This window comes from Bacillus sp. FSL K6-1000 (genome assembly GCF_038630785.1).
In the GTDB taxonomy this organism is placed as follows: Bacteria; Bacillota; Bacilli; order Bacillales; family Bacillaceae; genus Bacillus; species Bacillus safensis.
Genome location: NZ_CP152042.1, coordinates 3,371,096 through 3,395,515 on the forward strand (window position 1 = coordinate 3,371,096; position 24,420 = coordinate 3,395,515).

Consider the following 24,420-nt stretch of genomic DNA (forward strand, 5'->3'; position numbering starts at 1 on the left):
GCAGTTTTTTGTTTTATTTTGATTCAGATGCTTGTAGTGAAGCACCAACGAAATCTCTAAATAATGGCTGTGGTCTTGTCGGTCTTGAAACGAATTCTGGGTGGAACTGAGAAGCAAGGAACCAAGGGTGATCCTTGAGCTCGATAATTTCAACAAGACGTCCGTCTGGGCTTGTACCAGAGAAGACGAAGCCTGCTGCTTCCATTTGCTGTCTGTATTCGTTATTAAATTCGTAACGATGACGGTGGCGTTCGTAGACCACTTCGTCATTGTATGCAGCAAAAGCTTTTGAGTCTTCATTTAATTTACAAGGATATAGACCGAGACGAAGTGTTCCGCCTAGATCATCTACATCCTTCTGTTCTGGAAGAAGGTCAATGATTGGGAATGCTGTTTCAGGATCAATTTCCGCTGAATGAGCTCCCTCAAGGCCTAATACGTTTCTTGCGTATTCGATAGATGCCACTTGCATTCCTAAGCAGATTCCGAAGAATGGCACTTTGTTTTCACGGGCAAATTGTGTAGCAATGATTTTCCCTTCTACTCCGCGGTCTCCGAAGCCTCCAGGAACAATGATGCCGTCAACATCTTGTACGAAATCAGCGATATTCTCTGCTGTCACTTCTTCTGCATTGATCCATTTAATTTGAACATCTGCATCAAACGCATAACCAGCATGACGAAGTGATTCAACGACAGAAATATAAGCATCTTGCAGCTCAACATATTTCCCTACAAGACCAATTGTGACTTGTTTTGAAAGGTTTTGCACTTTATCAACAAGTGCTGTCCACTCTGTCATGTCCGCATCTTGGCAGTCAAGTTTCATATGTTCACATACTAGCTTGTCCAGCCCTTGTTTTTGTAAATCAAGCGGAATAGAGTAAAGCGTGTCTGCATCCTGACATTCGATAACAGCTTTTGTATCAATATCACAAAACAGTGCAATTTTGTCCTTCATATCTTGTGCCAATGGCATTTCCGTTCTGACCACGATGACATTTGGCTGAATACCAAGACTGCGAAGTTCTTTTACACTATGCTGTGTTGGTTTTGTTTTCAATTCACCCGCTGCACGGATGTAAGGAACGAGGGTACAATGAATGTACATCACGTTTTCGCGGCCGATGTCACTCTTCATTTGACGAATGGCTTCAAGGAATGGAAGGGATTCGATATCTCCTACTGTTCCGCCGATTTCTGTAATAACCACATCTGCACCCGTTTCTTTTCCGGCTCGGTACACGCGGTCTTTGATTTCATTTGTAATGTGGGGAATGACCTGTACTGTTCCACCTAAGTAGTCACCGCGGCGCTCTTTCTTCAGAACAGTAGAGTAGATTTTACCAGTTGTGACGTTGCTGTACTTATTTAAGTTAATATCAATGAACCGCTCGTAGTGACCTAAGTCAAGATCTGTTTCAGCACCATCATCTGTGACAAAAACCTCACCATGCTGGTATGGACTCATTGTCCCTGGGTCTACGTTGATGTATGGATCGAATTTTTGAATGGTGACATCCATCCCTCTATTTTTCAGAAGGCGGCCTAACGAAGCAGCCGTGATTCCTTTTCCAAGTGAGGAAACAACTCCTCCTGTTACAAAAATATACTTTGTCATTTCGTATGCTCCTCTCTTTTTTACCCTTGCATGTCTATGCATGCACAGCTTCATCCTTTTTAGAGTGTATCCCTAAATCTCTTGAAAAATAAGAAAGCTCCCTTTCAAATAAATGAAAGGGAGCGTAAATGAACGTATCTTTACGTACTCTTTTTTAGAGAGCCCAAAATACATACTACATAGTTCGCTCACGAAAGTCAAGACGGTTTTGTCCTGTTTTGAGGACGGGTTTGAGAGGGTTATTTCTCTTCCTCATCATCGTCTAAATCGTCTTCATCAATCTCCGTTAAGCCGTCATCATCTTCATCATCATCTTCGTCGAAGTCTTCAATATCTTCATCAATTTCTTCATCATCGTCTAGGTCGAGATCATCGTCGTCTTCAACAAGATCAAGGTCTTCTTCAAGCTCGTCAATTTCTTCTTCCTCTTCGATTTCATCGAAGTCGTCTTCAACGACAGCTGCTTTTGATTTTTTCTTTTTCGCTTTTGTTTTCACAGCTGGCTGAACTTCTTCTTCGATTTGATCAACTGGATACCAGCTGCGAAGTCCCCATCTCTGATCACCTAACGAAATAAAGCGGCCATCTATATTTAAGTCTGTATAAAATTGAGCAAGTCGATCATCCAGATCGGATTTTTGTATTCCTTGCAAACGGACAATTTCATCTATTAACTCGGAAAACGTAATGGGTGTTTTGCTGTCTCTGAAAATTTCATAAGCAAGTTCAACTAAAGACATTTGTTTGAGCTGTTCCTGTGAGTATTCTTTCAAACTCAAGGTCAGACACTCCCTTTCTATTACATGTATGTATCCATTTATCAGTGAAATAATAAGTATTTATACCTTATTCTTACGACAAACCATACCTCTCATTATAAACAAATTAGGGGAGTTTATGCCACCTTTATTGTTGTTAATTTTTGATTTTTCTCAAGGGGAGCACCTATAACTTCATCATCTGCGTTAAATTGGACTTGTTCTTGTGTACGGCATGCTTTTTGTCTTTCAGTTTTTTCACGTCTGTTTTAAAATGGGATGTTCTGAATGAATGAGACAACGACAAGAATCGTGAATAATATTCCAGCAGACATGAGTACGATCAGTTTTCTGCGGCTGTTTTCTTTTTCTTCCTGCTTTTTTGGAGATTTCGAAAGCTCCACGGACACCATTATCCAGATAACCATCATAACGATTGGCAAAATGGCCATAAATGTTGAGTTCATCATCATAACCTCCATATTGATATTTTCCCTAATTTTAACATAACACTATGGTGATATGGATGAGCATTGACAATGCGTTCATATTTGAAAACTGCATGACGAACCAAAACAGACCACCTCACATTCAGGTGGTCTTTGCTTCGTTTCTACATATCTAGCAGTTTCCTTGAGATGACCAGACGCTGGATTTCCTGTGTTCCTTCATAAATTTGAGTGATTTTCGCATCACGCATGTATCGTTCGACTGGGTAATCCTTTGTGTAGCCGTATCCGCCGAAGATTTGAACCGCTTCTGTCGTCACCTTCATCGCTGTATCACCGGCAAAGAGCTTGGACATGGCTGATTCCTTTCCATACGGGAGGCCTTTCGTTTCGAGCCATGCCGCCTGGTAAGTAAGCAGCCTTGATGCTTCAATCGCTGTGGCCATATCAGCCAGCTTAAAGGCGATCCCTTGCTGCTGAATAATCGGTTTGCCAAATTGTTTACGCTCCTTGGCATAATCAACCGCCGCATCAAGACCGCCTTGAGCAATCCCAACTGCCTGTGCAGCAATGCCGTTTCTGCCGCCATCGAGTGTCATCATGGCTATTTTGAATCCTTCTCCTTCTTGACCGAGCCGGTTTCTTTCATGAATCCGGCAATCTTCAAATCGAATTTCAGTTGTTGGGGATGAGCGTATGCCCAGTTTGCTTTCCTTTTTGCCAACGGAAAAACCAGGTGTCTCTTTTTCTACAATAAAAGCAGTTGTATTTCGGGATGAAGCTCCTTGGTCTGTTACGGCAAACACAATATAATAATCTGCAATGCCTCCATTTGTAATAAAGATTTTCGCCCCGTTCAGAACATATTCATTACCTGCCTTGACGGCCGTTGTCTTCATTCCGCCAGCATCTGAGCCTGAACCGCTCTCTGTGAGCGCATATGCTCCTATCTTCTGCCCTTCTGCAAGCGGCTTTAAATAGGTCTCTTTTTGTTCATCTGTTCCAAATGTATAGATTGGCCATGAAGCAAGAGATGTATGAGCGGACAGGGTGACGCCTGTAGAGGCGCATACTCTTGAAAGCTCCTCAACTGCTATGACGTAGGCTAAATAGTCACTGCCGATTCCGCCCACGTCTTCCGGCCAAGGGATACCCGTTAAACCGAGCTCCGCCATTTTGCGAAAAATAGATGGATCATATGTCTCTGTTTCGTCTCGCTCTGCTGCTGTTGGCTCCACTTCATTTTTCGCAAAGTCTCTCACCATTTTTTGAATCATTTCATGTTCGTCACTTAATTGGAACTGCATCGTGAGCCACCCCGTTTCATATTAGCTGTTTACAGATGACCAGCCTTTGAATTTCACTTGTTCCTTCATAGATTTCACAAATTTTCGCATCACGAAAGTAACGTTCTGCTTGATAGCGATTCGTATAACCATCCATGCCTAGCAAATGGATCGCTTCTGTACTGATCTCCACCGCCGTTTTTGACGCAAATAGCTTTGCCATTGATGCTTCCTTTGTGACGGGACGATTGGCCTCTTTGAAAGAAGCCGCTTGATAGACGAGCAATTTAGCTGCCTCAAGCTTCGCCGCCAAATCGCCCAGTCGAATGGTCGTTTCAAGACCTGCTGGATGTCGCTTTAAATAGCTGACTGCCTCGGTTAAAGCAGCTTCTCCAATGCCAAGGCTTTGAGCCGCAATTCCGATTCTCCCTGCATTTAAGCTAGACATGGCAATTTGAAAGCCTTCTCCTTCTGCACCCAGCAGCTGATCTTTTGGAATCCGCACGCCATCAAAATGAAGCGTGACTGTTTTTGAACCGTGCAGTCCCATCTTTTTCTCATCTTTTCCAATCGTAAATCCCGGCGTATCTTTCTCTACAATGAACGCCGATATATTTTTTCTCGCAGAAGCCGGATCGGTCACCGCAAAGACAAGATATAACTCTGCTTCTCCGCCGCTTGTGATAAAGATTTTCGTCCCATTTAATACATAATCGCTGCCCATCCGCTCTGCTCTTAACTGAATACTGGAGGCATCTGATCCAGCCTTTGGTTCAGTCAGACAAAAGGCGCCTAGCTTCTCTCCTGATGCAAGCAGCGGGACATAGGATTCTTTTTGTTCCTTCGTTCCAAAAGTCAAAATAGGCATCGTCACAACAGATGTATGAACGGACACAATGACACCGATGGTCGCACTCACTTTCGATAATTCATGGATTGCGATGATATACGTTGTAAAATCTGCTCCTAAGCCTTGATACGAAGCTGGTATTGGAATCCCTAGATAGCCTTGCCTTCCCATTTCACTTAAAAGGGTTTTTGGAAACCGGCCTTGTTCCATGGCTTCTACTTCAGGGAATACACGCTGGCGTGCAAATTCTGCTGTCTGTTCTCTCCAGAGACGCTGTTTATCCGTAAGCATAACATCCATCTTGACTCCCCCTATGAGTGGTCGTGGTATGTGTAAAAACCTCTCTTTGTCTTTTTGCCAAGCCAGCCTGCATTCACGTATTTTTTCAAAAGAGGACAAGGGCGATATTTGCTGTCTCCAAGTCCTTCGTGAAGGGTATTCATAATAAATAAACATGTATCCAATCCGATGAAATCAGCTAGACGAAGCGGCCCCATTGGGTGATTCATCCCTAGTGTCATCACGCCATCAATGCTTTCTGCATCTGCCACGCCTTCATATAGGGTGTAAATGGCTTCATTGATCATTGGCATCAATATGCGATTTGAGACGAACCCTGGGAAGTCTTCCACTTCAATTGGGGTTTTGTTTAATGTCTTCGCTGTTTCATAAACAAATTGATATGTGTCATCACTCGTTTGCAGCGCGCGAATGACTTCAACGAGTTTCATGACAGGAACGGGATTCATAAAATGCATGCCAATCACTTTCTCCGGTCTGCTCGTCACAGCTGCTAATTCTGTGATCGACAAGGAAGACGTATTTGTCGCAAATATGGCCTCCGCCTCTGCAAATTGATCAAGTGTTTCAAAGATTTGTTTTTTGACACTCATTTGTTCAGAAGCAGCTTCAATCACTAAATGAGCCTGCTGAACGTCTTTTAAATCTGTGGATACGGCAAGTCGCTGCGTGATATCTCGGACTGCCTGATGTGCCAGCTTTCCTTTTTCTGCCCGCTTCGTCAGTTGTTTGGTCATGGAGGAAATCGCTCGATGAATCTGCTTTTCTGATGCATCATGGAGCAGGACTGTATAGCCTGACTGTGCAAACACTTGGGCAATGCCTGATCCCATTTGACCGGCTCCAACGACCAGAACGGTCTCTTCTATGCTCATCAAAAAACGCCTCCCTTTTCATCTACCTTTATCATGATCGCATCTCCTTGACCGCCTCCACTGCAAATCGCTGCAATGCCAATGCCACCGCCTCTTTGTCTTAATGCATGAATCAATGTCAATATGATACGTGTTCCGCTTGCCCCAATCGGATGACCGAGTGCGACAGCCCCTCCGTTGATATTCATTTTCCGCCGGTCGATCCCGGTCATTTTTTCACATGCCAGAGCCACAGCTGAAAAGGCCTCATTGATTTCAACCAAATCGATATCCTCTAGGCGCTTTCCTGTTTTCTTTAAAAGCTTCTCGATGGCAAGGGCTGGTGTTTTCGGGAAATCCTTCGCCTCTACAGCAACCTGAGTATGACCGAGAACGACTGCCATAGGCTTTACACCATGCCGTGCAGCATACGTGTCTTTCATTAGAAGAAGTGCACTTGCACCATCATTGACACCTGGTGCATTTCCAGCGGTGATGGTACCTGTCTGATCAAAAACAGGCATGAGCTTTGACAGCCGTTCATATGACGTATCATGCCGCGGAGATTCATCTTCTGTGATCAGCCGTTTTCCCGTTTTTGTTTTGACAGTGACGGGGGTGATTTCATGTTGAAAAAAGCCACTTTTTTGCGCTTCGATGGCCCGTTCATGACTTCTGAGTGCCCACAGATCCTGCTCTTCCCGCGTGATGCCCAGCTCCTTTGCAGCCATACTTCCATACTCACCCATATGAACGCCTGTAAACGAACAGGTTAAGCCATCTAAAATCATCGCATCTTGTACTGCACCATCTCCCATTTTGTAGCCCCATCGCGCTTTTTTTAGCAGATAAGGAGCGTGAGACATGGATTCCATACCGCCCGCCGCGATGACCTCAGCATCACCGGCTCGAATGATTTGATCTGCCGTGCTCACACTGCGCATGCCTGATGCACAGACTTTATTGATGGTTTGTGTTGGAACATACCAAGGAAGATCAGCATATCTTGCTGCTTGCCTTGAAGGAATCTGCCCTTGCCCTCCTTGTAAAACACTTCCCATAATGACCTCATCTATTTCATGAGAACCCGAAACTCTTTCCAGTGCAGCCTTGATCGCTATACCGCCTAGTTCTGCGGCAGTCAAACCACTGAGAGCACCGCCTAGTTTTCCAAATGGTGTTCTTGCTCCAGATACAATGACCGTCGTACTCATGTATGTCCCTCCTAATTGTTACCGCTTACATATCATCTAGGCAGCTGATGTAACAGCGCCATGGATAAGCCGATGAACATCCTATTCATCGGCCTGTCATCTTTACGACACCTGTTTTCCAGGCTCGCCAAACACTGATTTTTCAAGAAGTTCGGCGACATCAAATGTGCCTACCTGCTCCTCTACTTCCTTCGCCTTCGTCCCATCTCCCAGCATCGTTAAGCAATAAGGACACCCTGAGCTGATGATGGACGGCTGGACCTGTAGCGCCTGCTCCGTTCGTGCAGTGTTAATCCGGGTACCCGTCTCCTCTTCCATCCACATTAAGCCCCCGCCTGCACCGCAGCACATACCAGTTTCACGGTTGCGTTCCATTTCTTTCAGCGTCACACCTGGAATGGCTTTTAAAATATCTCTTGGCGGGTCGTACACTTCGTTATATCTGCCTAAGTAGCATGAGTCGTGGAAGGTAATTACCTCGTTCACTTCATGTACAGGCGTTATTTTCCCTTCTTTCACTAACTCTGCCAGTAATTCTGTATGATGGTACACTTCTGCCTCAAGTCCAAAGTCTGGATATTCATTTTTAAATAAGTTGTAGGCGTGTGGATCAATCGTGACGATCTTTGTGACGCCGTTTTTCTGGAATTCTTCAATATTTTTTGCAGCAAGCTCTTGGAATAAAAATTCGTTTCCGAGTCTTCTTGGTGTATCGCCTGAGTTTTTCTCTTTATTGCCTAGGATCGCAAAGGATACCCCCGCTTCATTGAGGAGTTTTGCAAAGGCAAGTGCAATCTTTTGGCTTCGATTGTCATATGCCCCCATTGAACCAACCCAGAATAAATAATCAAAGGTTTGCTCTGCTTTTTTCAGCTCTTTCACTGTCGGCACATGCACATCTTCTCTCAGTTCACGCCAATTTTCTCTTTCTTTCCGGTTCAATCCCCACGGGTTTCCTTGGCGCTCAATGCTTGTCATGGCACGCTGTGCATCTGCGTCCATTTTTCCTTCAGTCAGCACAAGATATCTGCGCATATCAATAATCTTGTCGACATGTTCATTCATGACAGGGCATTGGTCTTCACAGTTTCGGCATGTCGTACATGCCCAGATCTCTTCTTCTGTAATGACCTCTCCAATAAGAGAAGGATGATATATAGAGCTGGCAGCCGACTCTTCCGCACCTGCTCCTCTCGCCTGCAGTGCCAGCTGGTTTCCTGTTGTCTGCTTGAAGGCAAGCTGCGGGACCCAAGGTGTCTTCGATGTAATGGCGGCCCCTTTATTGGTTAAATGATCTCTTAACCTTAAAATCAAATCCATTGGAGACAGCATCTTCCCTGTCCCTGTTGCCGGGCACATATTCGTGCAGCGTCCGCATTCCACACAGGCGTAAAGATCGATCAGCTGAGACTGACGAAAGTCTTCAATTTTTCCCACACCGAAGGTCTCTTGTGTCTCATCTTCAAAATCGATTTTTTGCAGCTTGCCTGGCGGGTCTAATCTGCTGACAAATACGTTCACAGGCCCTGCAATCAGATGAGCGTGCTTTGACTGAGGAACATATACTAAGAATGTCAGCAAAATGAGCAGATGCACCCACCATGCGGCATAAAAAACAATCGCAGCCGCAAGAGGTGAAATTCCTCCCAGCAAGAAAGCAATACCAGAAGCGATTGGCTCAGTTGGTGATAGAGAGTGCCCATGCCAGATGATGTTCATGCCGTTCCCTAGTAAGACTGTCAGCATTAATCCGCCAATAAATAAAAGCACTAGACCCGATTTAAAACCTCGTTTTAAACGGACAAGTTTTTCCACATATCTTCTATGGAAAGCCCATACAACGGCCACTAAAATGAGAAGTGTGACCACCTCTTGGAAAAACGTAAAGACGCCGTACACCGGACCTAAAGGAAGCCCGCTGTCTGGAACAAGCCCCTTCAAAATAAAATCAAGGGCTCCGAACTGTACAAGGATAAATCCGTAGAAAAACAGCACATGAATGATGCCGCTCTTCTTGTCCTTTAACAGCTTCTTTTGCCCAAATACATTGACCCAAACACGCTCTAAGCGTTTCTTCATGTCTTGTTGAAACTCTTCTTTTTTACCAAGACGAATATACGCCGCTCGTGTTCGAATGAGATAAACAAACAAATACACAGCGTAAGCGGTCACCGCCGCAAATGCGATCAAGTTGATGATTAAAAGGCTATTCATCTTGCTCCCCCTTTCATTCCCCAAAACCCACTTTGTTCCGTTTCCATGTTGTACCTCTATCATAAATAATGAATGAGTATTCAGTCAATATTTTTTGTGCGTTTGGGTACACTATTGAAATATGCAAAAAAGGAGGAAGTTTCATGATCGCATTGATCATCCTACTCGTACTCATTGCCATCGTTTTGCTCGTCATGTTAGACCTTTATATGGGAAAGAAATATTTTTCTACGCACGCATTTGAACGGTCTTTTGACCAAACAAGCGGCGATGCCACCTTTTATCATGATGGCGAACCATTTTTCGATCAGCTGCTTACGGATATACAGCAGGCCTCTTCTTCTATTCATATGATGTTCTTTATTGTAAAGAACGACAAGATTGGTCAAAGGGTGTTCCAAGCATTGAAAGCCAAAGCGGAGCAAGGCGTTTCCGTCTTTTTGCTGACCGACCGATTAGGCTCCTATCCGTTTGATCAAAAGTCGATTGACATGCTAGAAAGAAGCGGCATTCAATTTTACTTTTTAAATAAGCCTCGTTTTCCTTTTTTGATTTACCGGTTAAACATGAGAAATCACCGTAAAATTACGGTGATTGATGGGAAGATTGGCTATATTGGCGGATTTAATATAGGCGATGAATATGTTGGGAAAAAAGGCCGCTTTGGCATTTGGAAAGATTATCATTTGCGGATGACTGGACAGGTTGTCGCAGATCTCCAGCACGTGTTTCTGAATGATTTGTACCGGTCGTCTGGCATTCATCAGCTGCAATATGAGGTTTTCCCTGCATTGGAACCGGGAACATTACAATGCACAACACGCGCGACTGCCGGTTTTTCTTTAGAAGCTTTATTTCTCCAAGATATTGAGCAAGCAAAGAAACAGATCATCATCTGTACGCCTTATTTTATTCCATCAGCCCCTCTTCTGAAGGCGCTGCTTGATGCACGAAAGCGGGGCGTCACAGTTGAAATTATCATTCCAATGAAAGCGGATCATCCACTTGTCAAAGAGGCTGGTTTTCATTATTTGAAGGATCTCATTGCCTCTGGATGTCTTGTTTATCGTTTTTATAAAGGGTTTTATCATTCGAAAGCCATATTGATTGATCACAGCCGCTGTATGATCAGTACCGCGAATTTTGATAAACGAAGCTTGTTTTTAAACGAAGAAGTAGATGTAGCCATTGATGATCCCGACTTTACTGCACACGTAGAGGAAAAAATTCGGGAGCATATGGAAGTATCTGAGATCCTGACAGAAGAAACATTGTCAAAGCGCCCTCTTTTCACACGGCCGCTTGAGTGGGTTGCCGCCATGTTCTCGTATTTTTTATAAAGGAGATGACCTATGCGTTATCGATTTGGTTATGTATCCAATGCCGTCACCTTGTGGGAAGCTTCTCCTGCCAAGTCGCTGACCTTTGCAAGATACAGCAAGCTCTCCAAGGAAGAAAGAAAAGAGGCTTTATTGCGAACAACGAAAGCCAATCTCGTGAATACATTAAGAACGCTTTATTTCGCCATTGCTCATGATATCCCGCTGTACCGTTTTTCAAGCTCGCTCGTCCCGCTCGCGACCCATCCCGAGGTGCGCTGGGACTTCGTGACACCTTTTCACAAAGAATTTCTTGAGATTGGCAAGTTGGTGAAACGGCACAACTTACGGGTAAGCTTTCACCCCAATCAATTCACCTTGTTTACCAGCCCAAAACTTTCAATTACAGAAAATGCCGTCATCGATATGACGTACCATTATCAGATGCTTGAGGCAATGAAGCTCGAAAAGGAAGGTTACATGAATATTCATATAGGCGGGGCGTACGGCGATAAAGAATCGGCTCTTCAACGCTTTGATGAAAATATCAAACAGCTTCCGGCTCATATCAAAGCAAGGATGACACTTGAGAACGATGACAAAACATATACGTCGCTCGAAACGCTTGGTGTATGTGAAAAGCATGACATTCCATTTGTTTTTGATTACCATCATCACGTGGCAAATAAAGATGACGATGCCGCACTCGATGACATCCTTCCAAGAATGTTCGACACTTGGACAAAGACTGGCATTCCGCCCAAAATCCACTTGTCTTCACCTAAATCAGAAAAAGCCATCCGCAGTCATGCAGATGGAGTAGATATGGCCTTTGTCTTACCGCTTTTTCAAGCATTAAAACCGTATGGCCGTGATGTAGATTTTATGATTGAAGCAAAATTAAAGGATCAGGCTCTGCTCCGTCTAGTCGAAGAGCTGTCTGCGATAAGGGGCAATCGGCGGACGGGCGGAGGAACCATTGAGTGGAAATCTTAGAGAAAGGTTTACCTTTGTGCAAATCGGGGTAACAAAGCTATTGTGAGAAAGTAATTAACAGGAGGATATGAAGATGTCTCAAATCTATTCAATCCGAATCGCTGCAAAAGCGTTGAATTTACATAAGCTTATTTCTCTTTATGAAAAGTGCCAGCAGGCTCAGCATCGTATATATGTGTATTCTAAAAAAACAATGTGCAGCATTAAGAACATCGTAGAGCTTGAAACCTTCAGGCTCACTCATTTAGAATCTGATTACTTAATTGTGGTTGAAGGGAAAAAAGCGCAAGATCTTCTTCAGCCGTTTGAGAAAGAAAAGGTTTCATAAAAAAGAGCAGCCTTGGGCTGCTCTTTTTCTTATATCCAATCTTCTGTTAACCAAACTTGTTTAGAAGCTGCATCTATTTTCACTTGTGCCCCAATTGGCATCGTAAGCATTGGGTGCGTATGGGCACAGTCAAAATCAGCGATGAGTGGTCTCTTCGTCTCTCCGAGCACCTCAAGCAAAATCTCGTAAGGCTCTTTGCCCGTCCCTTCATCATCAAACAGCTCATGTTTTCCTAAAAGAATCCCTGACACCCGTTCAAACACTCCATTTACTTTCAATAAAGAGAAATTTTTTTCTACAACAGAAGCGGTTTTCATGCAATCTTCAATGAGGAGGATGTCTCCGTTTTGAATGGCTGGCATGAACTCACTTCCCCAAATGCCGTACATCGCATTCAGGTTCCCTCCGATCAATCTGCCTTCTGCCTGTCCCTCTATGACGCACAACCAATCATTCGGACGCTGCTTTTTGTCACGCGTCTTTTCTTCCCAATTGATTCGTTCATCTGTCCAAAAAGGCTGTTTTTCAATCTGATAAGGAATGGTTTGAGGGGACATCAAGATGTCCTCAAATGACTGATATGTAAAATTGACAAACGGTTCAAACTCGCCAAAAGAAGGGACAAGGGCCGGCCCGTAGAAAACAGGCAGTCCCGTTTTTTCGTACGCCGCTAGTAGAATCGCTGTCGCATCTGAATAACCGATCATGATTTTCGGATGTTGATTCAGCAGCTCAAAATCAAGATAAGGCAGCAAACTATTTGAATTCGTCCCGCCAATCATTGACATGATGCACGCCAAGTCCTCTCTACCCATCAGCTCATTCAGCTCATCAGCTCGTTCTTGAATTGTACCGGAACGGTAGTGATCCTCTTTCCCTGTTAATGATCCTGGGATCACAATGAATCCTTTTTGCTCAAGCCACTTCTTCGCCCGCTGATACCTAAGAGGCGAGGTCGCTGATGCAGGACTAGAAGGTGAAAAAATACCGATCTTATCGCCCTTTTGTAATCGCCGAAGCCTCTTCATCCCATCAGATCCTTCCTACACGCATTTTTTCTATCCTAACAAAAAAAGCCCTTTATCAAAAGGGCTACTGAACGAATGAAAATCTTTTCAAAAAAATATTTTAAAAAAGCCAAGTAATATGAGAGTAAAACTAATAATCAATGCTATCGATATTTTGACTTTGCTTAAAGAACTGTCTATAACGTTTACAAAAAGGTGAATGCCAAATAAAATAATCCCGATATAAAAAAATACTGGGTTGATTCCAGCTGGAATGATCAATATAAATAAACCAACAAGAGTCACGTAGTGAATGCTTTTCAGCATGAATGTTTTTGCTGTTTCGCTCAAACAACCCTCTCCTTTTGGATCTAATTTCCTTAAATTATATCAAAATTCCATTTAAATGGTGATTTAAATATTTGCAGGACGAACCACTTTTTATTATCACATGTAAAAAAATGAGTCCAACTCAATAGCTGAACTCATTTACGCCTTACTATCAATGACCAAACTGCGCTTCATGCAGTCTGCTGTACACGCCGCCCATTTGGATGAGGTCTTGGTGGCGGCCTTGTTCTTGGATGCCTTCCTCTGTTACGACGATGATACGGTCGGCGTGTTTAATTGTTGCCAGGCGGTGGGCAATAACGAGTGTCGTCCTGCCGACAGCCAGTTCGCTCAGTGCATCCTGTATAGCTTTTTCTGTTTCTGTATCAAGTGCTGATGTGGCTTCATCTAAAATAAGAATTGAAGGATTTTTTAGGAACATCCGCGCAATGGACAGGCGCTGCTTTTGACCGCCTGACAATTTGACGCCGCGCTCGCCTATGACAGTATTTAATCCTTCTGGGAAACGCTGAACGAGTTCCTCTAAATGCGCACGACGTACAGCCTCCCAAATCTCTGCATCGCTGGCTTCTAGGTTGCCGTACGCAACGTTTTCTCGAATGGTGCCTGAGAATAAAAAGACATCCTGCTGCACAATGCCGATCTGCTGTCTTAAAGAAGAGAGGGTCATCGATTTTGTACTCACGCCATCAATCGTAATTTCCCCTTCATCCACATCATAAAAACGTGGCAGCAAACTGCAAATCGTCGATTTCCCGGCTCCTGAGGGCCCGACAAACGCAACGGTTTCTCCTTGTTTGATCTTCAAATCGATATCCTTTAACACATGACTGTGCTCATCGTAGCCAAATGTCACGTTTCGATATTCAATTTCACCTTTCAGCCCAAATACATCACGAGCTCCTTCTGTATCCTTCACATCTGGCTCTGTTTCAAGTAAGTCGACATAGCTTTTAAAGCCAGCAATGCCTTTTGGATACATTTCAATCACTGTGTTAATCTTATCAATCGGTCTGAATAAGACGTTTGTAATCAGAACAAACGCGATAAATCCACCTGCCGTTAATTGACCCTGCAGAACAAACCATGTCCCTGCTAGAAGGACAAACAGTGTCACAAGACGTGTCAGAATGTAACTGATTGAGCCGTTAACCGACATGATTTTATATGAAAGAAGCTTCGCTTTCCGAAAGCGGTTGTTGTTTTCAGCAAAACGCTTTTTCTCAAAATGTTCGTTGGCAAAGGCCTGAACAAGACGAATACCGCCGATATTGTTTTCAACCCTTGCATGAAAGTCTCCAATGTCATTGTTCAGCTGTGTAATCGCCTGTGTCATCTTTTTATTAAAATGAAGGGCAAGCCAAATGATGACAGGCATGATCAGGAAGGTTAAAATAGCAAGCTGCCAGTTAATCATTAGCATGACAGCAAAGGCGCCAAGAATCGTCATAATCGCAATAAACAAATCCTCAGGTCCGTGATGAGCCACCTCACCAATGTACATGAGGTCATTTGTCATCCGAGACATAAGCTTACCCGTTTTGTTGTTATCAAAAAACTTAAATGAGAGACGCTGAAAATGATCAAACAGCTTCTTCCTCATATCTGTTTCAATATTGATGCCAAGCATGTGTCCCCAGTACGACACAATAAATTGCATCACTGAGCTGAGGGCATAAATGATAAACAGAGCAAGTGCGGTCCAGACAATGACTGTCCAGTTCCCTGTTGGTAATAACGTATCAATGAAGTAGTTCACGATCAGCGGGAAACCAAGTTCCATTAATCCAACTGCGACAGCGCAAAAGAAATCTAAAAAGAACAGACCGCGATAGGGCCTGTAATAGGCGAAAAAGCGTTTTAGCATATGTAAAAGGACCTCATTTCCTCTATAATTGATAATCATTTTCAATTATAGAGGAATCCTCTGTAAAATACTAGATCAGGAAATGATTTCTTTGACTGGAAATCCTCATAATACGCCAGAAAACAATCGAGCAAATGATTCCTTCAACCGCTCTTTTAAGCCTCTTTTATAAAAATGAACAGGACCCATTTGCTCACATTCCTTCATATCTTCCTCATAGTGGGCCATCAATTGCTCAATTGGCTTTTTCGCAGCTGTAAAGACATTGACCTCAAAATTAAGCTGAAAGCTTCTCATATCAACATTTGCGGTGCCAACAGAGGCGAGCTCTCCATCTGCGATCATCACCTTTTGATGCATGAACCCTTTTTGATAGTGATACACCTTGATGCCCTCTTTTAGAAGCTCAGAAAAATAGGATCGTGTGGCATATTGCGTGAGAAATCCGTCATTGATCTCCGGTACCATCACCCGCACATCCACCCCTCTTGTGGCAGCGATTTTGAGCGCAGTGCGAATCGATTCGTTTGGTACAAAGTAAGGTGTGGCAATCCAGACAAATTGTTTCGCATTAGAAATGAGAGCATCATATAAATCACTCATACTTTCTTTCATATCAGGTCCAGTTGGTACAACCTGAATGACATCCTCTCCTGTCACAGGATGCGGCGTATGATACTTCGGATCATCAATTAATACTTCATCTGATACGTATTCCCAGTCGAGCATAAAAACGGAGTGAAGGGTCTGAACAGCCTCACCCTTTAACATGGCATGCGTATCACGCCAAAAGCCGATCTTTTCATCCCGTCCTACGTATTCCTTGCCAACATTTAATCCGCCGACAAATCCTGTTTCTCCATCAATAATGACGATTTTTCGGTGATTTCGGAAATTGAATTTTTGATTAAAGAATCCATATTTTAAAGGTAGAAAAGGAGCGACCTTAACCCCTGCCTGCTTCAAGCGTTTAATATCTTTTCGTGAGAAACGAATGCTGCCCGCCGCATCATATATGAAGCGGACCTCTACCCCTTCTTTCACTTTTTCAATCAAAATCTCCATCATCCGGTGGCCGAGGAAATCAGATTTAAACATGTAATATTCAATATGAATGAATGATTTTGCTTTTTTTAACTCTTCAAAAATTCGGGGAAACGTCTCCTCTCCATTCTTTAAAATGTCCATATCACTATTTGTATTCACATGCATACCTGTAGCTTTTTCTGTGTATTGAAAAAAACCACGCTGATTATCGGTTAAACGTGATTCATCCGGCTTGCTCTCAAGCTCAGATATTCTTCTTAATTTTTCACGGTTATACATTCTCTTTGATTTGAATAAATGACCTTTTACATAGAGCTGTCCTGAGAACAGATAGAACATATAGCCAATGATCGGGAAAAAAATCAGCACATATATCCATAATAACGTGTGCTGTGATGTACGATTCTCCAGCATGAGTGAGACGATACTAAATAAAATAATGGCGATATAAATCGCTGCGTACAGCTGAACGCTCCACGCCGGCACAGTCCACCAATACACCACATATGCCCCAAATATCATAAAATATAAAAATAAAAATTCCAGTCTTCTCTTTTTCACATTCTCCGCCCTCATTCTGTCTTTTTCTCTTCCATACCCTTTGCACAGCTTGTATGAAACGCACGACCCATTCCTTTCTCCTAGCCTTTACAGACTTTCGCTATTTGATCCGATATAATAGAGAAATATGTGATGGAAAGGAAGATCTGTTTATGCATACCCCCTCACCTCTTAAAAAAGGGAGCCATATACGTGTTATTGCCCCAAGCCGAAGTGCCAGCATTTTATCAGAAGAAGGAATTGCTCAAGCGAAAAAACGTTTAGAGGCTTTAGGCTTCACTGTCTCTTTGGGACAGCACGTGTTTGAATATGACCTTCATTCCTCATCGTCTATTGAACACCGCTTGTCTGATCTGCATGAGGCGTTCAGAGATCATGATGTCGATGGGATTTTGACAGCCATCGGAGGCTTCAACTGCAATGAACTTTTGCCTTATATTGATTACGACTTGATCCGTCAGCATCCTAAAGTCCTCTGCGGCTATAGTGACATCACTGCACTTGCAAACGCCATTACAGCGAAATGTGATATGGTGACATATTCCGGCCCCCATTTTTCCAGTTTTTACATGGAGCAGGGGCAGGAGGAGCAGACTGCCATGCTTCAAGCTTGCTTGATGAACGGCGGCGAACCGTTTGATGTGATTCCTTCGACAAAATGGAGTGATGATGCTTGGTATCTCGATCAAGCGAACAGGCAGTTTCATCCGACAACATGGGGGATTTATCAGGAAGGAACAGCTGAAGGTACCTTGTATGGCGGAAACCTTTGTACACTGAACTTACTGCAAGGGACATCGTTTATGCCGAATGTAAAGGATGCGATCTTATTTGTCGAGGATGATGAGCTGGTATTCCCTGAAATGTTCGCCAGAGACCTTACCTCCCTTTTGCAGCATGCACAATCAATCAAAGGATTGATCATCGGACGCTTTCAGAAGAAATCCAAGATGACAGAGGAACATTTGAGATTCATTCTAGATAAGCACCCAATGCTCAAACACATCCCAGTGATTTACGATGTCGATATCGGACATACACAGCCCATCTTCACCTTCCCAATTGGCGGAAACATTCAGCTAGCGTGTACAAATGGAGACATAAAGCTACGCATTCATTCATAACTAAAGGCAAAAAAGCACCCGAATAGGCGGTGCTTTTTTCTATGCCACCATCTTTTTTTAAAATTTTTTTAGAAAAAGTGATCCAACCCTTCATTCCCTTCGTTAAGTAGATGTAAAAAGAAAAGAGAGGAGGCAAAAATATGTTTTCTGATGTACTTAGTCAATTATTCGATTCTATCTCAAACATTATCAACACACTTGGATAATTCCATTTGACCCACACATACTACATGCTTAACGAAGGGAGGCACACTCTATGTTCTCTGATGTACTTAGCCAATTATTTGATTCTATTTCTAACATTATTAATACGCTTGGATAATTTTAAAAACCCGCTGTCTCTTGAGGATAGCGGGTTTTTTATAAGTACTGAAAACTCTTCAAATCAAAAAACAATTCTTTTACAGTTATAATTTTTTGGAAAAATATATAAATAAGCCCAATTTGATGTTATAATCTATTATAGGATATATAAATTTTTTTAAACGAAAGGAGTTATAATGAAAAAACGTTTGATTGGTTTGTTTCTTATTTCTCTTTGTATTTTTGGATTAAATTCCACTTCAAATGCTTTAGCTCTTTCTGAGGAGGAATTAGATGAACAAGTGACACAAGTATTAGACGAACTATGGAAAGAGCATGGTTTTTTTAATTATCAAATTGTTAAAACAGAACCCACGATCTCTATAGGTATCGATGCTTCAAAAGATAAGGTAGCTTTGCAATCAATTTTAGAAAGAAAACTTCCTAAACAAGCATTAGAGATTTATGAAATTGAGATTTTTCAAAGAAATAAAAGTGAAATTAAAGCTGAATACGATAAATATAAGTAAGCAGACCATTTTTAATGGTCTGCTTTTCTATTAATCATACCAAATGCTAGCATTCTTCATTTTTATTGTCTTTTCATCACTTTTCCCATTTACAAGCTGAAAACGATATTTTTTTCCACGTTTAAGATCTGTCATATTATAATGCATTTCACCTGACCAACCTCCTGGTAACGTAACCTTTTTCACCCGGCTTCCAACCGTCCCATTTTTATCAAGAGCAACAGAAATTGTCATTTTCTTAGCGACACCTTGAGGAGTAATCAACAAAGTTCTAGGATTTTTAAATGCTTGCCCAATATTCCCTTTTCCTATCCAAACATTATAACTGAAGCTAAATGCACCTGTTTTGTATACCTTATAAAGGGTTGATAACCTAGGTTCATTCATTAATTCCTCTTCTAAAGTAAGCATTGATTTTAATTCATCAATAGAATACGGAAAAATTTCGTTACCTTTTCCATCATACGTTTTAATTTGTTTAACTATATTTTCTTTCTTAACATCAAGGTCATTTGTACCTAAGACATTGTTGTTTGCTCTTACCTCGCTAGTGAAAATAGGTAATGCTATACAACATAGACCAAAATAAACTGCACATAAAAAAAGTATTTTCTTCATTATTAAACTCCCCTTTTTCATTTCTACAATACAAATTTACCACACAAAATATGTAAAAAGAAGTTTTATAACCTTAAAATTACATAAAAATTATATATTTGAAAAAATTACTTATAAATGAAATGTTATTTTTAAGATAATGAATTTACTAAAAAGCGTAATTATAACAAGATCTATAATCTTATAAATTATTTAAACCTGCAAAAACCTTCGTTCACATCAAAAACCCACTCCTGTTCCGAGTGGGTTTTTGCGTGTTCTTACATCTTTTCCGGAGCCGATACACCAATTAGTTTTAATGCATTAGCGAGCGTGATTTGTGTTGCTTTCATGAGTGAAAGACGTGCTGTTGTTTTTGTTTCGTTTTCTACATCGATGACCTTCTCGGCATTGTAGAAGCTGTGAAGGGCTGATGCAAGGTCGTAAATATAGTTCGTCACGCGGTGCGGAATACGTTTTTCAGCTGCTTCTGCTACAACTTCTGGGAAGCTGCCAATGATTTTCAGAAGATCGTATTCTTTTTCCGATTGAATGTGAGAGAAATCGGCTTTTTCAAGGTTTGGTTCGTAGCCTTTTTCTTCTCCTTGACGCAGCATGCTGCAAATTCTCGCATGCGCATATTGTGCATAGTACACAGGGTTTTCGTTAGACGTAGAAATGGCTAGGTCTAGGTCAAAGTCCATATGTGTCGCCGCACTTCTCATCGCAAAGAAATAACGAGTCGCATCTAAGCCGACTTCTTCAATGAGATCACGCATTGTGACAGCTTTTCCTGTACGCTTACTCATCTTCATTTTTTCACCGTTTTTATAAAGATGCACAAGCTGGATGATTTCTACTTCAAGCTTGCCAGCTGGATATCCAAGTGCTTGGATCGCCGCTTTCATTCGAGGGATATAGCCGTGATGGTCCGCTCCCCAAATGTTAATGAGCTGGTCAAAGCCTCTGTCCAATTTGTCTTTATGATATGCGATGTCTGGAAGCAGGTAAGTGAAGCTGCCGTCTTTTTTAATCAGCACACGGTCCTTGTCATCGCCAAAATCAGTCGAACGCAGCCATGTTGCGCCGTCTTCTTCAAAGACATAGCCTTTTTCACGAAGTGTTTCCAGCGCTGGTTCGATTTTTCCGTTTTCATATAAAGAGGTTTCTGAATACCATACATCAAATGGCACACGGAAATTCTCAAGGTCTACACGTAATTTCTCTAATTCGTATTTCAATCCGTATTCACGGAAGAACTTCATCCGCTCTTCTTCTGGTTCATGAACGAAACGGTCACCAAATTCATCCGCAAGCTTTTGTCCGATGCCTTTGATGTCTTCCCCTCTGTAGCCGTCTTCAGGCATTTCTTTTTCAAGACCGAGTGCCTCAAAATAACGTGCTTCGACAGATAAAGCGAGGTTATTAATTTGATTCCCTGCATCGTTGATATAGTATTCACGACTCACATCGAACCCTGCTTTATCAAGGATATTGCAAAGGGAATCTCCTACAGCTGCTCCGCGGGCATGTCCAAGGTGAAGGTCACCTGTTGGGTTGGCTGAGACGAATTCGACTTGCACCTTTTGACCGCCGCCTGTATTCGTTTCGCCATACGCTTCTTTTGCTTCAAGGACAGCTGGAATCAGCTTTGTTAAATACTGATTGTTCATATAAAAGTTAATGAATCCTGGACCTGCGATATCCAGTTTTTCAATGGAAGCTTTACCTTTATCAAACGCATTGACGATGTCTTCTGCGATTTGACGAGGTGCTTTTTTCGCAATGCGGGCAAGCTGCATCGCCATGTTGGTAGAGTAATCACCGTGAGTTTTGTCTTTCGGCACTTCTAAAAGGACATCTGGCACCTGGCTTTCATCGGCAAGTCCTGCTTTGACGACTGCCGCAATGATTTCTTCTTTTAACGCATCTTTGACCTGTTCTGCGATATTCATGAACGTAAATCCTCCTTATACGAAATCGATAATGTATGTAAATGCTTTTGATCTTCTCCTGTCAGCATATCGTACGTAATGTGCAGCAGTCCCTTGTCCACATCGAGATCAATGCCATGTGTGTGCACATCTAACTGAAGTGTACCGAATGGCATCGTGTAATGTGTGACGGTCGTTTCTCCAATGAGAAAGCGCTGCTTCATTTGAATAGCTCCTGATCTCATGACAAAAATTTCTTTTCCACTCATTTTCACAACGGTTTTTACTTGACCCATTTCATGTTCTTCATGGTAAGTGAGATACGTTTTGTCATTCTTCTCTTGATACGTTCCAGTCGTGCGGAATTCGATCGTTTCAGCCGGCTCCGTCTCTGGTTTCATCACTGACTTTACATGAATTGAAATTTGGTTTTGTGTCATTTTGCACTTCCTTTGCTAAGACCCGTTTAACTAAAATAGTATACCATATTCATGATCGCCTATCATACCATCATTTCTCTTCTTCACGGTGATTAAACTTCGTTTTTCATCTTCAGCCATCCCTTTAGAAAAAAAGAAAAATGCAACTGACCAATACGACAAGTCCAGCCTTTACGCCTAAGTCTTTTCTTTTCAGTAAATAAAAAAGAGCCTGTATGCCTGAACTTGCCAAAAATGCCTGAAAAAAATCAATTGGTGCGATTTGATTCTTCTTAAATACCACCTGCATGAATAACGCTATGGCCGTCAGATAGAAAAAGCCCCGATCCTGAAATAAACCAACTAACTCCTCCTTTGCTTCCTTTTTAGAAGCAAAAACAGGCGGATCAGCTGCGAGCTCTCGTTTCAGTGTGAGAAAGCCTGCCGCTAATACGCATAAAGCGAGGGACACCATCAATATTGAAGAAAACATGAGCTGCCTCCTTTAAGTTTGATCAATGTAAAAAAAGAGCTTGTCCACATGAGATGACAAGCTCCTCTATCAACTAATTATTTCACAAATCCAAGCAGCATTTCGCGTAAAAGCTTACTCGCTGTATTCGCTGTTTGGTCAGAATGATCATATACAGGTGCTACCTCGACTAGGTCTGCCCCGACTACTTGGACGTCAGATCCTGCAATCGCATGAATGGATGCAAGCAGCTCTTTTGATGTAATACCGCCAGCATCTACCGTTCCTGTACCAGGTGCATGAGCTGGGTCAAGTACATCAATATCGATCGTCACATATACTGAACGCCCTTTTAGCTTTGGCAATACTTGCTTCAATGGCTCCAGCACTTCAAATTTAGAAATGTGCATACCCGCTTCTTTTGCCCATTCAAATTCTTCTTTCATCCCAGAACGGATGCCGAAAGAAAATACATTTTCAGGTCCAATCAGTCCTGCAACTTTACGAATCGGTGTTGAATGTGAAAGCGGCTCACCCTCATATTCCTCACGAAGATCTGTATGTGCGTCCATATGGATGATGGCCAAATCAGGGTATTTCTTATACATCGCACGGAAAACCGGCCAAGACACGAGATGCTCGCCGCCCATTCCTAATGGAAACTTTCCTTTTTCTAAAATACTGTCGACATACTCTTCAATTAAATCTAAGCTCTTTTGTGCATTCCCAAAAGGAAGTGGGATGTCACCCGCATCGAAGAATGGCACCTCGTGCAGCTCACGATCTAAATAAGGGCTGTATTCCTCTAAACCAATCGATACTTCACGAATGCGGTTCGGACCGAAACGTGAACCTGGGCGGTAGCTAACTGTCCAGTCCATCGGCATGCCGTATAAAATGACCTTTGCATCTTCCCATGTCGGATGACTTCCAATAAACACTTTTCCTGAATAAGCCTCGTCGAATCTCATGCAAGATTCCTCCTTTTACGCTTCAAAAAATGCGCAAACCGTCATTTGCGCATTTCCATTTCGCTTGATTTATTTGATTAAGTCGCTCACAAATTTCGGCAGAACGAATGCCGCTTTGTGCAATTCTTTTGTGTAATATTTCGTATCAATATCAAAGAAACGGCTGTCTTCTACAGCAAGTGGATCATATTTTTTAGAACCGATGGTGAATGTCCAAAGACCGCTTGGATACGTTGGAATATTCGCTGTGTAAAGCTTCGTAATTGGAAAAATTTCTTTTACATCACGCTGTACATTTGTAATCAGCTCAGGTGTGAACCAAGGGTTGTCCGTTTGTGCAACGAAAATACCGTCTTCTTTGAGTGCCTTTGAGATTCCTGCGTAAAATCCTTTAGAGAATAGGTTCACAGCTGGTCCAACCGGCTCAGTTGAGTCCACCATGATCACATCATACTCGTTGTCAGCTTCAGCAATGTGCATAAAACCGTCTCCGACTTTGACATCTACACGAGGATCGTCTAATTTCCCAGCAATAGAAGGAAGGAATTTTTTCGAGTATTCGATGACCTTTCCGTCAATATCAACAAGTGTCGCTTTTTTCACACTAGGGTGTTTGAGGATTTCACGAATGACACCGCCGTCTCCTCCGCCTACGACAAGAACATTTTCCGGGTTTGGATGAGTGAAAAGAGGAACATGAGCCACCATTTCGTGGTATACAAACTCATCTTTCTCAGATGTCATCACCATGCCGTCTAAAAACAGCATATTGCCAAACTCTTCTGTTTCCACCATTTCTAAATGCTGAAAGTCTGTTTGTTCTGTGTGAAGGGTTTTGTTCACCTTCAATGTAATACCAAAATTCTTCGTTTGCTTCTCTGTATACCAAAGTTCGCTCATTGTTCATCTTCCTCTCATCCAATAATAAACAAACATCTATTGTTAGCGCCTTTTATCGGCTTTGACTATATCGATTGTCCAAGAAAAAAGTATAGTGGATTCATATCAAATTGTAAAGAACCGCATGAGTTCTCTTCATTTTTTGAGG

General features: G+C 42.3%; 23 protein-coding genes. 5 read left to right on the top strand and 18 right to left on the bottom strand.

Features of this window, described 5'->3' with window-relative positions; genetic code table 11:
* Positions 1–13 precede the first annotated feature (13 nt).
* The 8 genes from pyrG to MHI46_RS17590 all read right to left on the bottom strand — a co-directional run bounded on the left by pyrG (position 14) and on the right by MHI46_RS17590 (position 9,546).
* On the bottom strand, positions 14–1,621 hold the full coding sequence (pyrG, locus tag MHI46_RS17555; protein ID WP_039182151.1) for a CTP synthase (glutamine hydrolyzing): 1,608 nt from the start codon (positions 1,619–1,621) through the stop codon (positions 14–16).
* Positions 1,622–1,860: 239 nt separating this feature from the next.
* A complete protein-coding gene (gene rpoE, locus MHI46_RS17560; RefSeq protein WP_064498795.1) occupies positions 1,861–2,400 on the bottom strand; it encodes a DNA-directed RNA polymerase subunit delta in 540 nt (179 codons plus the stop codon).
* Between the two features lie 248 nt (positions 2,401–2,648).
* Positions 2,649–2,846 carry a hypothetical protein gene (locus tag MHI46_RS17565; protein ID WP_047202559.1) on the bottom strand — a complete coding sequence of 66 codons (198 nt, stop codon included), beginning with the start codon at positions 2,844–2,846 and terminating at the stop codon, positions 2,649–2,651.
* A gap of 146 nt (positions 2,847–2,992) precedes the next feature.
* Positions 2,993–4,135: an acyl-CoA dehydrogenase gene (locus MHI46_RS17570; RefSeq protein ID WP_342502975.1), complete on the bottom strand. Its 1,143-nt coding sequence runs from the start codon at positions 4,133–4,135 to the stop codon at positions 2,993–2,995.
* Positions 4,136–4,151: 16 nt separating this feature from the next.
* Positions 4,152–5,264 (bottom strand): acyl-CoA dehydrogenase family protein, encoded by a 1,113-nt coding sequence (locus MHI46_RS17575; RefSeq protein WP_342502976.1) that lies wholly within the window; start codon positions 5,262–5,264, stop codon positions 4,152–4,154.
* An 11-nt stretch (positions 5,265–5,275) separates the two neighbouring features.
* On the bottom strand, positions 5,276–6,139 hold the full coding sequence (locus MHI46_RS17580; RefSeq protein WP_039182159.1) for a 3-hydroxybutyryl-CoA dehydrogenase: 864 nt from the start codon (positions 6,137–6,139) through the stop codon (positions 5,276–5,278).
* On the bottom strand, positions 6,139–7,332 hold the full coding sequence (locus MHI46_RS17585; RefSeq protein WP_342502977.1) for an acetyl-CoA C-acetyltransferase: 1,194 nt from the start codon (positions 7,330–7,332) through the stop codon (positions 6,139–6,141). Before MHI46_RS17585 ends, MHI46_RS17580 begins: the two co-directional genes overlap by 1 nt.
* 102 nt (positions 7,333–7,434) lie before the next feature.
* Positions 7,435–9,546 (bottom strand): heterodisulfide reductase-related iron-sulfur binding cluster, encoded by a 2,112-nt coding sequence (locus MHI46_RS17590; RefSeq protein ID WP_342502978.1) that lies wholly within the window; start codon positions 9,544–9,546, stop codon positions 7,435–7,437.
* 143 nt (positions 9,547–9,689) lie between these two features.
* Between MHI46_RS17590 and cls (MHI46_RS17595) the strand changes: the two genes are divergently transcribed.
* The 3 genes from cls (MHI46_RS17595) to MHI46_RS17605 all read left to right on the top strand — a co-directional run bounded on the left by cls (MHI46_RS17595) (position 9,690) and on the right by MHI46_RS17605 (position 12,189).
* Positions 9,690–10,886: a cardiolipin synthase gene (gene cls / locus MHI46_RS17595; protein ID WP_039182165.1), complete on the top strand. Its 1,197-nt coding sequence runs from the start codon at positions 9,690–9,692 to the stop codon at positions 10,884–10,886.
* Positions 10,887–10,898: 12 nt separating this feature from the next.
* Complete coding sequence (gene uvsE / locus MHI46_RS17600) at positions 10,899–11,861, top strand: UV DNA damage repair endonuclease UvsE (protein WP_342502979.1); 963 nt, start codon at positions 10,899–10,901, stop codon at positions 11,859–11,861.
* Between the two features lie 73 nt (positions 11,862–11,934).
* A complete protein-coding gene (locus tag MHI46_RS17605; RefSeq protein WP_039182170.1) occupies positions 11,935–12,189 on the top strand; it encodes a hypothetical protein in 255 nt (84 codons plus the stop codon).
* Positions 12,190–12,218: 29 nt separating this feature from the next.
* On the opposite strand, the gene MHI46_RS17610 is transcribed toward MHI46_RS17605, so the two are convergent.
* From MHI46_RS17610 to cls (MHI46_RS17625), 4 genes are all read right to left on the bottom strand, one after another.
* Entirely contained in the window at positions 12,219–13,217 is a 999-nt protein-coding gene (locus MHI46_RS17610; protein WP_342502980.1) for a S66 peptidase family protein, read from the bottom strand.
* 87 nt (positions 13,218–13,304) lie between these two features.
* Entirely contained in the window at positions 13,305–13,547 is a 243-nt protein-coding gene (locus MHI46_RS17615; RefSeq protein ID WP_342502981.1) for a hypothetical protein, read from the bottom strand.
* Between the two features lie 151 nt (positions 13,548–13,698).
* Positions 13,699–15,414, bottom strand: a complete 1,716-nt coding sequence (locus MHI46_RS17620) for an ABC transporter ATP-binding protein (protein ID WP_342502982.1) — start codon at positions 15,412–15,414, stop codon at positions 13,699–13,701.
* 105 nt (positions 15,415–15,519) lie between these two features.
* Positions 15,520–17,022 (bottom strand): cardiolipin synthase, encoded by a 1,503-nt coding sequence (cls, locus tag MHI46_RS17625; RefSeq protein ID WP_260774962.1) that lies wholly within the window; start codon positions 17,020–17,022, stop codon positions 15,520–15,522.
* A 152-nt stretch (positions 17,023–17,174) separates the two neighbouring features.
* Here cls (MHI46_RS17625) and MHI46_RS17630 point away from each other — a divergent pair, with 152 nt between their 5' ends.
* Positions 17,175–18,146, top strand: coding sequence for a S66 peptidase family protein (locus MHI46_RS17630; protein WP_260774963.1), 972 nt, complete (start codon positions 17,175–17,177; stop codon positions 18,144–18,146).
* 500 nt (positions 18,147–18,646) lie between these two features.
* Entirely contained in the window at positions 18,647–18,979 is a 333-nt protein-coding gene (locus tag MHI46_RS17635; RefSeq protein ID WP_058838540.1) for a hypothetical protein, read from the top strand.
* A 30-nt stretch (positions 18,980–19,009) separates the two neighbouring features.
* Here MHI46_RS17635 and MHI46_RS17640 read toward each other — a convergent pair whose 3' ends face one another.
* The 6 genes from MHI46_RS17640 to speE form a co-directional block, all read right to left on the bottom strand.
* A complete protein-coding gene (locus tag MHI46_RS17640) occupies positions 19,010–19,597 on the bottom strand; it encodes a hypothetical protein (RefSeq protein ID WP_058838539.1) in 588 nt (195 codons plus the stop codon).
* Positions 19,598–19,857: 260 nt separating this feature from the next.
* Positions 19,858–21,531 (bottom strand): arginine--tRNA ligase, encoded by a 1,674-nt coding sequence (gene argS, locus MHI46_RS17645; RefSeq protein ID WP_058838538.1) that lies wholly within the window; start codon positions 21,529–21,531, stop codon positions 19,858–19,860.
* Positions 21,528–21,950, bottom strand: a complete 423-nt coding sequence (locus tag MHI46_RS17650; RefSeq protein WP_260774964.1) for a DUF1934 family protein — start codon at positions 21,948–21,950, stop codon at positions 21,528–21,530. Before MHI46_RS17650 ends, argS begins: the two co-directional genes overlap by 4 nt.
* 124 nt (positions 21,951–22,074) lie before the next feature.
* Complete coding sequence (locus MHI46_RS17655; RefSeq protein ID WP_099663757.1) at positions 22,075–22,422, bottom strand: hypothetical protein; 348 nt, start codon at positions 22,420–22,422, stop codon at positions 22,075–22,077.
* 77 nt (positions 22,423–22,499) lie between these two features.
* Positions 22,500–23,372 carry an agmatinase gene (gene speB, locus MHI46_RS17660; RefSeq protein ID WP_260774965.1) on the bottom strand — a complete coding sequence of 291 codons (873 nt, stop codon included), beginning with the start codon at positions 23,370–23,372 and terminating at the stop codon, positions 22,500–22,502.
* Between the two features lie 69 nt (positions 23,373–23,441).
* Positions 23,442–24,272, bottom strand: a complete 831-nt coding sequence (gene speE, locus MHI46_RS17665; protein ID WP_003214614.1) for a spermidine synthase — start codon at positions 24,270–24,272, stop codon at positions 23,442–23,444.
* Positions 24,273–24,420 lie beyond the last annotated feature (148 nt).

Excerpts from the sequence above, each read along its gene's own strand:
- pyrG (WP_039182151.1), bottom strand. The coding sequence starts at position 1,621 with ATGACAAAGTATATTTTTGTAACAGGAGGAGTTGTTTCCTCACTTGGA.
- MHI46_RS17565 (WP_047202559.1), bottom strand. The coding sequence starts at position 2,846 with ATGAACTCAACATTTATGGCCATTTTGCCAATCGTTATGATGGTTATC.
- MHI46_RS17570 (WP_342502975.1), bottom strand. The coding sequence starts at position 4,135 with ATGCAGTTCCAATTAAGTGACGAACATGAAATGATTCAAAAAATGGTG.
- MHI46_RS17575 (WP_342502976.1), bottom strand. The coding sequence starts at position 5,264 with ATGGATGTTATGCTTACGGATAAACAGCGTCTCTGGAGAGAACAGACA.
- MHI46_RS17580 (WP_039182159.1), bottom strand. The coding sequence starts at position 6,139 with ATGAGCATAGAAGAGACCGTTCTGGTCGTTGGAGCCGGTCAAATGGGA.
- MHI46_RS17585 (WP_342502977.1), bottom strand. The coding sequence starts at position 7,332 with ATGAGTACGACGGTCATTGTATCTGGAGCAAGAACACCATTTGGAAAA.
- MHI46_RS17590 (WP_342502978.1), bottom strand. The coding sequence starts at position 9,546 with ATGAATAGCCTTTTAATCATCAACTTGATCGCATTTGCGGCGGTGACC.
- cls (WP_039182165.1), top strand. The coding sequence starts at position 9,690 with ATGATCGCATTGATCATCCTACTCGTACTCATTGCCATCGTTTTGCTC.
- uvsE (WP_342502979.1), top strand. The coding sequence starts at position 10,899 with ATGCGTTATCGATTTGGTTATGTATCCAATGCCGTCACCTTGTGGGAA.
- MHI46_RS17605 (WP_039182170.1), top strand. The coding sequence starts at position 11,935 with ATGTCTCAAATCTATTCAATCCGAATCGCTGCAAAAGCGTTGAATTTA.
- MHI46_RS17610 (WP_342502980.1), bottom strand. The coding sequence starts at position 13,217 with ATGAAGAGGCTTCGGCGATTACAAAAGGGCGATAAGATCGGTATTTTT.
- MHI46_RS17620 (WP_342502982.1), bottom strand. The coding sequence starts at position 15,414 with ATGCTAAAACGCTTTTTCGCCTATTACAGGCCCTATCGCGGTCTGTTC.
- MHI46_RS17630 (WP_260774963.1), top strand. The coding sequence starts at position 17,175 with ATGCATACCCCCTCACCTCTTAAAAAAGGGAGCCATATACGTGTTATT.
- MHI46_RS17635 (WP_058838540.1), top strand. The coding sequence starts at position 18,647 with ATGAAAAAACGTTTGATTGGTTTGTTTCTTATTTCTCTTTGTATTTTT.
- MHI46_RS17640 (WP_058838539.1), bottom strand. The coding sequence starts at position 19,597 with ATGAAGAAAATACTTTTTTTATGTGCAGTTTATTTTGGTCTATGTTGT.
- argS (WP_058838538.1), bottom strand. The coding sequence starts at position 21,531 with ATGAATATCGCAGAACAGGTCAAAGATGCGTTAAAAGAAGAAATCATT.
- MHI46_RS17650 (WP_260774964.1), bottom strand. The coding sequence starts at position 21,950 with ATGACACAAAACCAAATTTCAATTCATGTAAAGTCAGTGATGAAACCA.
- MHI46_RS17655 (WP_099663757.1), bottom strand. The coding sequence starts at position 22,422 with ATGTTTTCTTCAATATTGATGGTGTCCCTCGCTTTATGCGTATTAGCG.
- speB (WP_260774965.1), bottom strand. The coding sequence starts at position 23,372 with ATGAGATTCGACGAGGCTTATTCAGGAAAAGTGTTTATTGGAAGTCAT.
- speE (WP_003214614.1), bottom strand. The coding sequence starts at position 24,272 with ATGAGCGAACTTTGGTATACAGAGAAGCAAACGAAGAATTTTGGTATT.